At 60.3% G+C, this 13,252-nt stretch carries 6 protein-coding genes; all 6 read left to right on the top strand.

Translation table 11 applies throughout. The features are described from left to right. The first annotated feature begins 59 nt into the window (after window positions 1-59). The 6 genes from ahcY (at window position 60) to addA (ending at window position 13,224) form a co-directional block, all read left to right on the top strand. The gene (ahcY, locus tag AC1D35_RS21890) at window positions 60-1,460 is read left to right on the top strand and encodes an adenosylhomocysteinase (RefSeq protein ID WP_113300866.1); all 1,401 of its coding nucleotides are present in this window, start codon (window positions 60-62) and stop codon (window positions 1,458-1,460) included. Window positions 1,461-1,662: 202 nt separating this feature from the next. Then, window positions 1,663-4,245, top strand: coding sequence for a sensor histidine kinase (locus tag AC1D35_RS21885; protein ID WP_113308145.1), 2,583 nt, complete (start codon window positions 1,663-1,665; stop codon window positions 4,243-4,245). Then, window positions 4,242-5,753 carry a tRNA (adenosine(37)-N6)-threonylcarbamoyltransferase complex ATPase subunit type 1 TsaE gene (gene tsaE, locus AC1D35_RS21880; protein WP_113308146.1) on the top strand — a complete coding sequence of 504 codons (1,512 nt, stop codon included), beginning with the start codon at window positions 4,242-4,244 and terminating at the stop codon, window positions 5,751-5,753. The genes AC1D35_RS21885 and tsaE overlap by 4 nt, the downstream gene beginning before the upstream one ends. 12 nt (window positions 5,754-5,765) lie before the next feature. After that, window positions 5,766-6,497: a nucleotidyltransferase family protein gene (locus AC1D35_RS21875; RefSeq protein WP_113308147.1), complete on the top strand. Its 732-nt coding sequence runs from the start codon at window positions 5,766-5,768 to the stop codon at window positions 6,495-6,497. Between the two features lie 3 nt (window positions 6,498-6,500). After that, entirely contained in the window at window positions 6,501-9,686 is a 3,186-nt protein-coding gene (gene addB, locus AC1D35_RS21870) for a double-strand break repair protein AddB (protein ID WP_113308148.1), read from the top strand. Further along, complete coding sequence (gene addA / locus AC1D35_RS21865; RefSeq protein ID WP_113308149.1) at window positions 9,679-13,224, top strand: double-strand break repair helicase AddA; 3,546 nt, start codon at window positions 9,679-9,681, stop codon at window positions 13,222-13,224. The genes addB and addA overlap by 8 nt, the downstream gene beginning before the upstream one ends. Window positions 13,225-13,252: the final 28 nt, after the last annotated feature.

Below are 13,252 nucleotides of genomic sequence, written 5' to 3'. Positions count from 1 at the left end.
CCGTTGCGGTCATCGTCGCGTCCTCGATGTTTTTGAGACGTTTCAGCCTGGAGAGCCTTATGAGCACTGAAAAAGATTATGTTGTCGCCGATATCGGCCTTGCAGATTTCGGTCGCAAGGAAATCACCATCGCCGAAACCGAAATGCCCGGCCTCATGTCCTGCCGTGCCGAATTCGGTGAATCCAAGCCGCTGAAGGGTGCACGCATCACCGGCTCGCTGCACATGACGATCCAGACGGCCGTTCTCATCGAGACACTGGTGGCTCTCGGCGCCGAAGTCCGCTGGGCATCGTGCAACATCTTCTCGACGCAGGATCATGCCGCTGCTGCGATCGCCGCTTCCGGCGTTCCGGTCTTCGCGATCAAGGGCGAATCTCTCGAGGATTACTGGGTCTACACCGACAAGATCTTCCAGTGGGCCGATGGCGGCCTCTCCAACATGATCCTCGATGATGGCGGCGACGCCACCATGTACATCCTTCTCGGCGCTCGTGCCGAAGCTGGCGAGGACGTGCTCTCTCACCCGCATTCCGAAGAAGAGGAAATCCTCTTCGCACAGATCAAGAAGCGTCTTGCCGCTTCACCGGGCTGGTTCACAAAGCAGCGCGACGCCATCAAGGGCGTTACCGAAGAAACCACGACGGGCGTCAACCGCCTCTACCAGCTCAGCCAGAAGGGCTTGCTGCCGTTCCCGGCCATCAATGTCAACGACTCCGTTACCAAGTCGAAGTTCGACAACAAGTACGGCTGCAAGGAATCGCTGGTTGACGGCATCCGCCGCGGCACCGACGTCATGATGGCAGGCAAGGTTGCCGTCGTCTGCGGTTATGGCGACGTCGGCAAGGGTTCTGCCGCTTCGCTTTCCGGCGCCGGCGCCCGCGTCAAGGTTACGGAAGCTGATCCGATCTGCGCATTGCAGGCGGCGATGGACGGTTATGAAGTCGTTCTGCTGGAGGACGTCGTTTCTTCCGCCGATATTTTCATCACCACCACGGGCAACAAGGACGTCATCCGCATCGACCATATGCGTCAGATGAAGGATATGGCGATCGTCGGCAATATCGGTCACTTCGACAACGAAATCGAAGTTGCCGCACTGCGTAACCTGAAATGGACCAACGTCAAGCCGCAGGTCGACCTGATCGAGTTCCCGAAGGGCAACCGCATCATCCTTCTCTCCGAGGGCCGCCTTCTGAACCTCGGCAACGCGACGGGCCATCCGTCCTTCGTCATGTCGGCCTCTTTCACCAACCAGACGCTGGCGCAGATCGAGCTCTTCACCAAGCCCGACCAGTACGAGAGCAAAGTCTACATCCTGCCGAAGCATCTGGACGAGAAGGTTGCGCGCCTGCACCTTGACAAGCTCGGCGTGAAGCTTACCCAGCTCAGCGAAGAGCAGGCTGCCTATATCGGCGTAAAGCCGCAGGGTCCTTTCAAGGCAGACCACTACAGGTACTGATCTAATCTTAGATATCCACAAGATGTGGTAGCCCCGACATTGACAAATGCCGGGGCTTATTTTTTGAGCACTCCCTTTCCGCCGATTCCCTTCCGAAGTATTGTTTTAAGACTTGATTCGTGGCTTCGGACCTCTCCGTTTCCCACGAAAATGGGATGTCTTGTCGTGATGCGGCACATTAAAGGACGGAGACAGACCTCTGATGTCGGAAATGAAACACAGCCTGCTTAGCCAGGCGGAGGGCAGCGCTTATGCCGCTGACCGTCCGCTTCGGGCAGGCCAAAAATATAAATTTGCCGCGGCCCCTGTGACCGCACGGCAAAAACATTGGTCTTTGGCACGTATTGCAAAGCTGTGCGCTGCCAGCACCGCAGCTGTTTCTGCATGGCCAGTTCTGGCGCTGGCGCAGACGGGTATTGGCGCGTCTGCACATCTTTTCACCTCCTCTCAGGTTGTCGGCCTTTCTGTCGTCATCGGCGTTATTTCGGCCGCCCTGCTTTCGACGCTCTGGCTGGTGCGCCAGCGTGGCAATCTCGAAAATGAAAGCCGCGAGATCCGCTCGGCGCTTTCGGATGCACAGCAGCGCATTTCGCAATATCAGGCACTCATTGCCGACAAGAACCGGCGCATCGTCATCTGGGATGGCGTCGCCCGGCCGGAACTGCTCGGCCAGCTTCCACCGGAAACCGGCGCGCCGCAGGACAACGAATTCCTCGCCTTCGGCCTCTGGCTGAAGGCGCGATCCGCATCCGAGCTGGAGCGGGCGATCGGCCGCCTTCGTGAACAGGCGGAAAGCTTCGACATGGTAGTCGAGACCATCAGGGATGAGGTACTCGAAGCACAAGGCCGGGTTTCCGGCGGTCGCGCCTTCGTTCGCTTCGTGGCGCTCAATAATCTGCGCGCCGAACTGGCCGAACTCAAGATAGAGCGCGACCGTCTGATGACGTCGATCTCCGCCTTCCAGAGCATGCTCGACGCCATCGACATGCCGGCCTGGCAGCGCGACATCGCTGGGCGCCTGACCTGGGTAAACCATGCCTATGGCGATGCCGTGGAGGCGCAATCACCGGATCAGGCGGTAAACGAGGGCCGTGAGATCCTGACGACCATCGCCCGTGAGCGCATACGCGCCACCGCGACGTCGGAATCGCCCTTCCACGACAAGATTTCGACCGTCGTGCGCGGCAACCGCACGTTCTTCGATGTCGTCGATGTAAAGGTTCCGAGTGGCTCAGCCGGCATTGCCCTCGATGTTTCCGATGTCGAAGCGGTTCGCGCCGAGCTGGAACGCACGCTGAAAAGCCATGCCGAGACGCTCGATCATCTCGCGACACCCGTTGCCATCTTCGACGGCGACCGCAGGCTGCAATTCTACAACCAGGCCTTCGTTTCGCTCTGGGAGCTCGATATCGCGTTCCTCGAAAGCAAACCTGACAACAGCGAGCTTCTGGAACGCCTTCGTGCTGCCAAGAAGCTGCCCGACCAGTTGAACTGGAAATCGTGGAAGGAAACGGCGCTTTCGGTCTATCGTTCGCTCGATACGCAGTCCGACCTCTGGCACCTTCCGAACGGGCAGACGCTGCGCGTCTTCGCTACTGCGCATCCACAGGGCGGCGCGACCTGGGTCTTTGAGAACCTGACCGAGCAGGTGGATCTCGAAACACGCTACAACACGCTGGTGAAGGTGCAGGGCGAAACGATCGACCATCTGTCGGAAGGCGTTGCCGTCTTCGGGCCTGATGGCCGTATCCGCCTTTCCAACCCGGCCTTCCGTGCGCTGTGGGGTATCACCGAAACGGAAGCCAAGCCCGGCACGCATATCCGCGCCATCGGCGAAGCCTGCTCTCCATCCTATGACCAGGCGGATGGCTGGAAGACCTTTGCCGAGCTGATTACCAGCTTCGACGACGAGCGTCGTTCCAGCCAGGGAACGCTCGAACTGTTGTCCGGCCTCGTGCTCGACTTCGCGGTGATCCCGTTGCCGAACGCACAGACCATGCTGACCTTCGTCAACATGACTGACAGCGTCCGTGCCGAACGGGCGCTGACGGAAAAGAACGAGGCGCTGCGCAAGGCCGATGAGCTGAAGAACGACTTCGTACAGCATGTCTCCTATGAGCTGCGTTCGCCGCTGACGAATATTATCGGCTTTACCGATCTGCTGCGCACGCCGGGCGTTGGCCCGCTGAACGAGCGGCAGACGGAATATATCGACCATATCGCCACCTCATCCTCGGTGCTGCTGACACTCGTCAACGACATCCTTGATCTGGCGACTGTCGATGCCGGCATCATGCGGCTCAACTATGCGGAAATTGATCTCGCCGATCTGCTCGACGATGTCTCCATGCAGATCGCCGACCGGCTGCAGGAAAGCGGCGTTTCGCTCGAGATCACTGCTCCGGCCTATCTCGGTTCGATCGTCGCCGATCCGCAGCGCCTGAAGCAGATCCTGCTGAAGCTTTTGGCCAATGCTGCCAATTTCTCGCCGGAAGGTGCGTCCATCGCTCTGGAATGCCGCCGGGAAGGCACGGATTTCGCCTTCTCTGTCCGGGATAGCGGCCCCGGCATTTCGCCCGACATGATCAATACCGTCTTCGACCGCTTCGCGACCGGCGCTAAAAGCGGAAAGCGCGGCGGCGCCGGGCTTGGCCTTTCGATCGTCGACAGCTTCGTCAGCCTGCATAATGGCGAGGTCGGCATCGACAGCGAACCGGGCAAGGGAACGACAGTGACCTGCCGCATCCCTTCCATCAACCTGCCGCATTCCGTCGCCGCCGAATGACGCAAAGCGACGTCATCTCGCTTTTCCTGGAAGACGAAGCGGCAACCCTACGCCTCGGCAATGATCTGGCGCTAGCGCTAAAAGCGGGCGATTGCCTGGCACTGTCGGGCGATCTTGGCGCCGGAAAATCCTCGCTGGCGCGGGCTTTCCTGCGCACGATGGCTGATGATGACAGGCTGGAAGTTCCGAGCCCCACCTTTACGCTGGTGCAATCCTACGAGCTGCGCATTCCCGTCTCGCATTTCGATCTCTACCGGCTCGGCGATCCCTCGGAACTGACGGAGCTCGGATTCGACGAAGCGCTTGAGAACGGCATCTGCATCGTCGAATGGCCGGAGATGGCGGAAGGTGAGTTGCCCGTAGCGCGCATCTCTCTGCGGCTCGAACATGAAGGTACCGGCCGTCGCGCAACGATCACGGCACCGGAGAAAACTGCAGCTCGTATCCATCGCGTGCTGGCGATCCGCAGCTTCCTCGCGGATGCCGGCTATGGCGATGCAGAACGGCGATTCCTGACCGGTGACGCCTCGTTTCGGGTCTACGAATATTTCCGTCTCGGTGATGGTTCGCGGAAAATCCTCATGGACTGGCGGCCGCATCCCGAGGGGCCGCCAGTCCATGACGGCAAACCCTATCCGAAGGTCGCGCATCTGGCGCAGGACGCTTATCCTTTCGTGGCCATCGCCGATGCCTTGCGCGAGCGGGGCCTTGCAACGCCGGAAATCTATGAGGTCGACTATGATCAGGGCATCCTGCTGATCGAGGATCTCGGCACCGAGGGCGTGCTGGACGATGACGGACGGCCGATCGCCGAGCGTTACCGGCAAAGCGTGGCCTGCCTCGCCCATCTTCATTCGATGCAGATCCCGCGAGATATTCCGGTTTCGGCCACGCATACGCATCATATCCCGGACTTCGATCGCACGGCGATGAAGATGGAGGTGCGGCTTGTGCTCGACTGGCATATTGCCTGGAGGCGCGGCACAGGACCCACGGATGTCGAGCGCGAAGAGTATCTCGCGATCTGGGATCATCTGATCGACGAGCTGCAACCGGCCGAAACCAATCTGTTGTTGCGCGACTTTCATTCGCCCAACCTCATCTGGCGCGGGCACGAGAGCGGCATTCGCAGGATCGGCATCATCGACTTCCAGGATGCGATGATCGGACCGACCGCCTATGATCTCGCCTCCGTTATTCAAGACGCGCGTGTCACGATCGCGCCGGACCTCTTCCGACAGCTGATGGACAACTATCTTTCGCTGCGGCGCGCGGGCGGCAATTTCGACGAAGCCGGATTCATGAAGGCATGGTCTATCATGTCGGCGCAGCGCAACTGCAAGCTTGCCGGCCTTTGGGTGCGTCTCTTGCAGCGAGACGGCAAGCCTGACTATCTACAGCATATGCCGCGAACGCTTTCCTATTTGAAAGTGGCGCTGGAACATGAGGCGCTTGCCCCCTTGCGCGAATGGTGCACAAGGGCTGGAATACTGCCAGCCGAATCATAAATCCGGATCAGCATGACCGTCAGACAAGCCATGGTACTGGCCGCGGGACTCGGAACCCGCATGCGCCCGATTACCGATACGATTCCGAAGCCACTGGTGAAAATCGGCGGCAAGCCGATGATCGACTATGCACTGGATTCACTCGTCGAAGCCGGTGTGGAACGCGCTGCAGTCAATGTCCATCATTTTGCCGATCAGATGGAAGATCATCTCAATGCCTATCGCGGGCTCGATATCGCCATTTCCGACGAGCGCAACGCGCTGATGGATTCCGGTGGCGGGTTGGCGAAGGGACTGAAGCTGCTCGACCGTGAGCCGGTTTTTGTCATGAATGCCGACCTTTTCTGGATCGGCGAGCCCTCGGACCGACCAAACAATCTCCGGCGCTTAGCCGGATTCTTCGATATTGAACGCATGGATATGGCGCTGCTGTGCGTGCGCATCGAAGATACGACCGGCCATAACGGCAGGAACGATTTCAGCCTTGGCGCCGACGGTCGGCTTACGCGCTACCGCGACGATCCCTCAAATCCGGTTGTCTATGCCGGTGCGATCGTCATGAGCCCCGCGCTGCTGGACGATGCGCCCGATGGCCCCTTCAATCTGAATATCTATTTCGACAGGGCGATCGCCCGCGGTCGGCTTTTCGGCATGATGATGGAAGGTCATTGGCTGACGGTCGGCACGCCTGATGCGATTGACGATGCGGAGGAAACGATCCGGCGGTTCCGGACGTTTGCGTGACGCATGACAGAGCGGCACCGGCCACGCATTCTGACGATTCCATCCGGCCTTCCCTTTCTGAAGACGCTGGCAAGTTCGCTTTGTGACGGACGCCTGACACCGCTTTTCCGGCATGATCCCGCCGATCCGCTATCCCTTGCCAAGGTGACGATCTATCTGCCGACCCGGCGCGCCGTACGCGTGCTGCGTTCGGAATTCGTCGATCTTCTTGGCGGCTGCTCGGCGATCCTGCCTGTCATTCGCCCTCTGGGAGAAACGGATGACGACAGCGGCTATTTCGACGAGGCGCTGCCGGCAACGATCGATCTTGCCCAACCGCTTTCCAATACGGCCCGCCTTCTGGAGCTGGCGCGGCTGATCCTTGCCTGGCGAAACAAGCTGCCGGAGATCGTTCGACATATCCATTCGGAATCGCCACTGGTAGCGCCGGCAAGCCCGGCGGACGCAATCTGGCTCGCCCGCAATCTGGCAGAACTGATCGATTCGATCGAAACCGAGGACCTTGCTTGGTCGGAACTCGGTAAACTCGATACGGGCGACTATGCGGCCTGGTGGCAATTGACGGCGGAATTCCTGCAGATCGCCAGTGCCTTCTGGCCGGAACGTCTGGTTGAACTCGGCCGTTCGTCGCCAGCCCGCCACCGCAATGCGATTCTGCGCGCCGAGGCCGGCCGGCTCTCGACGTTGACGCCTACCGGTCCGATCATCATTGCCGGTTCGACGGGTTCGCTTCCCGCCACGGCCGATCTGATCGGTGCCGTAGCCAATTTGCCGGAAGGCGTGATCGTACTGCCCGGCCTCGATCTTTCCATGCCGGAGGAACATTGGCGGCTGGTCGCGCCCGATCTTCTGCCAGGCCAAAGGGCCAATCCGGCAAGCCGCACACATCCGCAATATGGTCTCTCCGTACTGCTGAAGCGGCTGAAACTGACCCGCGAGGATGTTCAGCCGATCCAGCAAGCGGAAGCCGATCTGCGCTCTCGCGCGGAAGTCCTCTCACGGGCGCTAACTCCATCGGAAGCCACGAGTGGCTGGGGCGATTGGAAAAAAGACCTGCCGGAAGGGATGGTAGCCGAGGCATTCGCGGACGTATCGATGATCGAAGCCGCCAACGAGCGCGAAGAAGCGACGGCGATTGCCGTTGCTCTGCGGCTTGCGCTTGAACAGCCGGGCAGAGATGGCGAAAGCAGGGCTGCCCTCATTACGCCAGACCGCAATCTGGCGCGTCGGGTTATGGCGGAGCTTTCCCGCTTTGGCATTCTCGCCGACGATTCAGCCGGTACGCCACTTTCGGCAACGCCTCAGGGCACGCTGCTGCAATTGCTGCTGGAATCGACACTGCGTCCCGGCGATCCTGTCGCCATTGTTTCGCTACTCAAGCATCCGCTTGCCCGCTTCGGGCTGGAGCGCGGCTTTCTGACTGGGGCTGTCGAAGCATTGGAGTTGCTGGCGTTGCGCGGCGGCGTGGCAGAAGTGGATATCGGATCGCTCGAACAGCTGCTCGACCACCAGCTTTCGGAGCAAGCGCTCGACAGGCACGCGCCAGCCTGGCGCAAATCGCTGCCATCTGACGCCGTGGAGATGGCCCGCAGATTAGCCCGGAAAGTTGAACGTGCCGTGGAGCCGCTAGTGTCAACGCTCGTGCGGTATCGTGGGGGTGATGATGGCCTGAAGGGCATCTCGCTCTCGCAATGGGCCGAACGGACGGGCCGCGCTCTGGAAAGTGTCGCTGCCGACGAACACGGCAATCTGGCCGGCCTCTGGTCGGGCGAGACGGGCGATGCTCTTGCAAATCTGCTCGGCGAAGTCATTGATACCGACGGCCAGATGGAAGCGGACGGACCGCAATGGATCGATATCACGCAGGCGCTATCGGCCGGGCACGCCGTCAAACCCGGCGCACTCAGCCACCCTCGCCTCTTCATCTTCGGTACGCTCGAAGCCCGCCTGCAGAACGTCGATACGCTGATCCTCGGCAGCCTCAATGAAGGATCATGGCCAGGACAGACCGCCAACAATCCCTTTGTCTCCCGTATGATGAAGACAGAAATCGGGCTGGAGCCGCCGGAACGGCGCATTGGCCAGTTGGCGCATGACTTCGAGATGGCGAACGGTACCCGTCATCTGATCTATTCACGCGCATTGCGCCAGGGCTCGACACCCACTGTCGCCTCCCGATGGCTGCAGAGGCTTCTGGCGTTGGGCGGCGAGGATTTCGAAGAGAAATTACGCCAGCGGGGCGCGCGTTTCGTTCACTGGGCAAACCAGATCGATCTGGGTGACAATCAGGCGCCGGCGCAACGGCCCTCCCCCAAGCCGCCAAGGGACCTACAGCCCAGATCCTATTCCTTCAGCGAGGTGGGGCGACTGCGCCGCGATCCCTATGCGATCTATGCACGACGCGTGCTGCGCCTTGATCCCGTCGACCCGTTCAATCGCGATCCGGGCGCGGCGGAACGCGGTACGCTCTACCACAGGATCATCGATCGCTTTGTTCGCGAAGGCCATATAGCAGGAACGCCGGAGGCGGCCGCGGCGATGGAAATCATCCTGACCGAACTCTTCGACATGGAGCAGTTGCCGCCGCATATCGACGCCGTCTGGCGGCCGCGCTTCCGTGAGGTCGCGCGTGCTTTCCTCAACTGGGAGGCTGGGCGGCAGCCCGATGTGCAGAAGAGGCTGACGGAAGTGAGGGGTGGTGTCGAACTCGAGGGTATCGATATCCGGCTCACCGGCGTTGCCGACCGTATCGATATCAAAGGCCCAAACAGCGCCGATATCATTGACTACAAGACCGGACTCAATCCTACTCTGAGGCAAGCACGTACTCTGCTTGATCCGCAGCTTGCTCTTGAAGCAGCAGCACTACAAGCTGGAGCTTTCCGCGATGCAGGCAGCCTCGTGCCGAATGATCTCCTCTATGTTCGCCTGCGGCCGGGCAGTCGTTTCGATACTGACAAGGTCAACAACGAGGAAGCCAACAGCGACAACGCAAAATCGGCGATGCAACTCGCCGAGGAAGCGATCGACCAGCTAGTGAAATTTGTCACCCTCCTGCAGTCCGGTGAGAAGGGTTTTACCTCGCGGCTGATCCCCGCCCAACAATTCGATTTCGGCGGCGATTACGATCATCTTGCCCGCGTTGCGGAATGGGCGACCGCTGACCCGGAAGGAGGAGGCGATGATTAATCCGACCGCGCTTCCAGAGGGCGATGATCCCGGTACCTGGATCGGCTGGACGACGATCCAGCAGGCGATCGCTTCTGATCCGGCCCGTTCTGCCTGGGTTTCAGCGAATGCCGGCTCCGGCAAGACGCATGTTCTGACCCAGCGGGTGATCCGGCTGCTGCTTGCCGGTGCGCGGCCCTCCGCCATTCTTTGCCTCACCTATACGAAGGCTGCCGCTTCCGAAATGTCGAATCGCGTTTTCGAGCGGCTGGCGGAATGGGCTATTTTTCCGGATGAGGAACTCGCCAAGCGCATCGCAGCAATCGAAGGTCGTGAGCCGGATTCCCTGAAACTTGCGGAAGCCCGGCGACTGTTCGCCAAGGCGCTGGAAACGCCGGGTGGGCTGAAGATCCAGACGATTCACGCCTTCTGCGAAGCGCTGCTGCACCAGTTTCCGCTGGAAGCAAATGTCGCCGGGCATTTCTCCGTCCTCGATGACCGGGCGGCCGCGACGCTGCTTGCCGATGCGCGCCGTTCACTGCTGACGGCAACATCGCCGGAGAATAATCGGGATCTCGCCGATGCCTTCGCCTATGTGCTCAATCTGGGCGATGAATCCGGGCTTGAAAATCTGCTCGGCGAGATCGTTGCCAACAGAAATGCCATCCGCCGCTTCATGTTCGCAGCCGAACAGCATGGCGGCGCCGACCATCTGCTTCGCATGAAGCTTGGCCTGGCGCCCGACGATACGGAAGAGAGATTGGCCGAACGGTATTGGCCACTACCGGGGCTTTCGGGTGCAACGCTGGAACTTTACCTGTCGCTGGCCGCCGGAAAGGGTGGAGCGAAGGCGCAGGACGTTGCCGAGGGTTTGCGTCGTGCTGGGCGCGAACGGGACGTCACGGCGCAAGCGCCGCTTCTGGAGAAGGTCTTCCTGACGGTAAAGGGTGAGCCAAAGACGGACGGGCAGTTCTTCGTCAAAGCGATGCTCGCGGAAGCGCCGCAGCTTGCCGATGCGATCGCCGCAGCCCGCGCCCATGTCGTCGATTGCCGGAATCGGCTGAAGATGATGCGGATGCATACGGCAACGCGTGCCGCTCTCATGCTCGCGGACCGCCTGAATAGCGACTACGAGGAACTGAAAAAGCAGCGCAGTCATCTCGACTTCGAGGATCTGATCACCCGCACTGCCGACCTGCTCACCAAGAGCGGCGTCGGCCCGTGGATCCACTACAAGCTCGATCAGGGTATCGACCACATCCTCGTCGACGAAGCACAGGATACCAGTCCCATTCAGTGGAGCGTCATCCAGTCGCTGGCGGAGGATTTCTTCTCGGGAGAAAGTTCGCGGCCTGTCGTCCGTACACTGTTTGCCGTCGGGGATGAGAAACAGTCGATCTATTCTTTCCAGGGCGCGCGGCCGGAAAGGTTTTCCGAGGAGAAGGAACGGACGCAGCGTCGTGTGCAGAACAGCGGCCTCGCCTTCTCGACCGTTCGTCTGCCGCTGTCCTTCCGCTCCACCTCCGACGTGCTGCTCGCCGTCGATCATATCTTTACCCCACCAGAGAATGCTCGCGGCCTCGGCACCGAGCCGGTCGTGCATCGCTCCAGCCGCATCGGCCATCCAGGTGCGGTCGATCTCTGGGAAATGGTCGTGCCCGATGTCGTGGTAAAGGACGAGGACTGGACCGCTCCCTTCGACGCGACACCCGAGAGCGCGCCGGCCGCCATCCTGGCACGGCGCATCGCTCACACGATCGGTACTCTCGTCGGCCGCGAAACGATTGTCGAAAAGGGTAGGGAACGCTTTATCGAAGCCGGCGACATCCTCGTTCTCGTCCGCAAACGCGACGCCTTCGTTAATGCGCTGACACGTGAACTGAAACGGCGCGGCGACATTCCCGTTGCCGGCGCGGACCGGCTGGTGCTGACCAGCCATATCGCCGTGCAGGATCTGCTGGCGCTCGGCCGTTTTCTACTCCTGCCGGAAGACGATCTTTCGCTCGCCGCGCTCCTGAAAAGCCCCCTCTTCAATCTCTTGGAAGAGGATATTTTTGCTGTTGCGGCGCTCCGCGGCGACCATGAAAGCGTCTGGCACCATCTTCGTAAATATGCAGCCGACGGCAATGAACGTCTCGGCGCGGCCGTCGCAAGGCTGGAACTATTTCTCGCACAATCCCGAAGCCTTTCTGTCCACGACTTTTATGCCCGCGTCCTCGGCAGCCATGGCGGCCGGCGGCAATTCCTGGCGCGCCTCGGCACCGAAGTCAGCGATATCCTTGACGAATTCCTGACCTTTGCGCTGGACCACGAAACGTCTGGTATCCCCGGCCTGCAATCCTTCATCTCGACGCTGGAGCTTGAAGCGCCGGAAGTGAAGCGCGAGCAGGACAAAGGCCGCAACGAGGTGCGCATCATGACGGTGCATGCCTCCAAAGGTCTCGAAGCACCAATCGTCTTTCTGGTCGATGGCGGATCCAAAGCTTTTACCCATACCCACCTGCCAAAGCTCCGGTTGCTGGAGATTGGACCGGAAGAGCCTCCGATGCCGGTCTGGGTTCCCGTCAGCGACCTCGGCAATTCGCTGACATTGACCGATGCAGCACGCATCCAGCTGCTTGCGGAGGAGGAGTATCGGCGCCTGCTCTATGTGGCGATGACGCGTGCGGCCGATCGGTTGATCGTCTGCGGCTATCGCGGCGTGCGGCTGAACGCCGACACCTGGCATATGATGATTTCCACCGCGCTCGACGCAGAGCATCCGCATGTCGAGAAAGCGACGTTCTCGGGGCCGGATGGAGAGTGGGACGGCATGCGCTGGCGCGTGCCGCAGGTCGAGCGCAGCTTCGAGCGAATGGACCGTGCTCCTGAACAGGCAACCGTCGAAACGGTCCCCCCGGACCTTTTCCGCCCTCTGCCGCCGCAGAAACAACTGCCGCGGCCGCTTAGTCCTTCCGGTGCCGGTACGATCATTGACGAGGAGGCCGATGACCTGCTGGTGACCTCGCCGCTCTTCGGCGATCAAGAGAGCAGCGACCGTTCACTGGAAAAGGGCCGCCTCATCCATCGAATGCTTCAGGCCCTTCCCGATATTCCGGCAGACGAGCGGGCCGATGCAGCGAAGCGTTATGCCGAACGCGCCGCGCGATACTGGCCGGCTATAGAGCGCCAGGCTTTAGTCGATTCGGTTGTGAAACTCTTGCAGGATGGAAGGCTTGAAGCCGTCTTCAGCGTTCATGCCCAGGCAGAAATCTCGATCATGGGAACCTTGAGGCTGGAAGGCCGGGAATATGCCGTTTCCGGCCGGATTGACCGCCTTGCTGTCATGCCAGACAGCGTCGTCGTTCTGGATTACAAGACAAATCGCGTTCCACCGACAAGCGAAGACAAAATCCCTTTTGCGCACAAGGCGCAGCTTGCGATCTATCGGGAAATCCTGAAGCCGCTCTATCCTACCAAACGGATCGATTGCATGCTGGTCTATACGGAAAACGCGACGATCCATACCCTCAGTGAGCAGGCCTTGGCTTCTGCACTTGCAGGACTCAACACAAAGTGAAATATCGGACATTGAAATTCCGGCACCG

The sequence above is a fragment of the Rhizobium sp. P1_E6 genome, assembly GCF_056405875.1.
The sequence above is the reverse complement of the archived record's forward strand: the minus strand, read 5'-3'. Positions and strand labels throughout refer to the sequence as shown.

What these genes read in the sequence shown, in the direction of transcription:
- ahcY (WP_113300866.1), top strand. Translation starts at nt 60, where the DNA reads ATGAGCACTGAAAAAGATTATGTTGTCGCCGATATCGGCCTTGCAGAT.
- AC1D35_RS21885 (WP_113308145.1), top strand. Translation starts at nt 1,663, where the DNA reads ATGTCGGAAATGAAACACAGCCTGCTTAGCCAGGCGGAGGGCAGCGCT.
- tsaE (WP_113308146.1), top strand. Translation starts at nt 4,242, where the DNA reads ATGACGCAAAGCGACGTCATCTCGCTTTTCCTGGAAGACGAAGCGGCA.
- AC1D35_RS21875 (WP_113308147.1), top strand. Translation starts at nt 5,766, where the DNA reads ATGACCGTCAGACAAGCCATGGTACTGGCCGCGGGACTCGGAACCCGC.
- addB (WP_113308148.1), top strand. Translation starts at nt 6,501, where the DNA reads ATGACAGAGCGGCACCGGCCACGCATTCTGACGATTCCATCCGGCCTT.
- addA (WP_113308149.1), top strand. Translation starts at nt 9,679, where the DNA reads ATGATTAATCCGACCGCGCTTCCAGAGGGCGATGATCCCGGTACCTGG.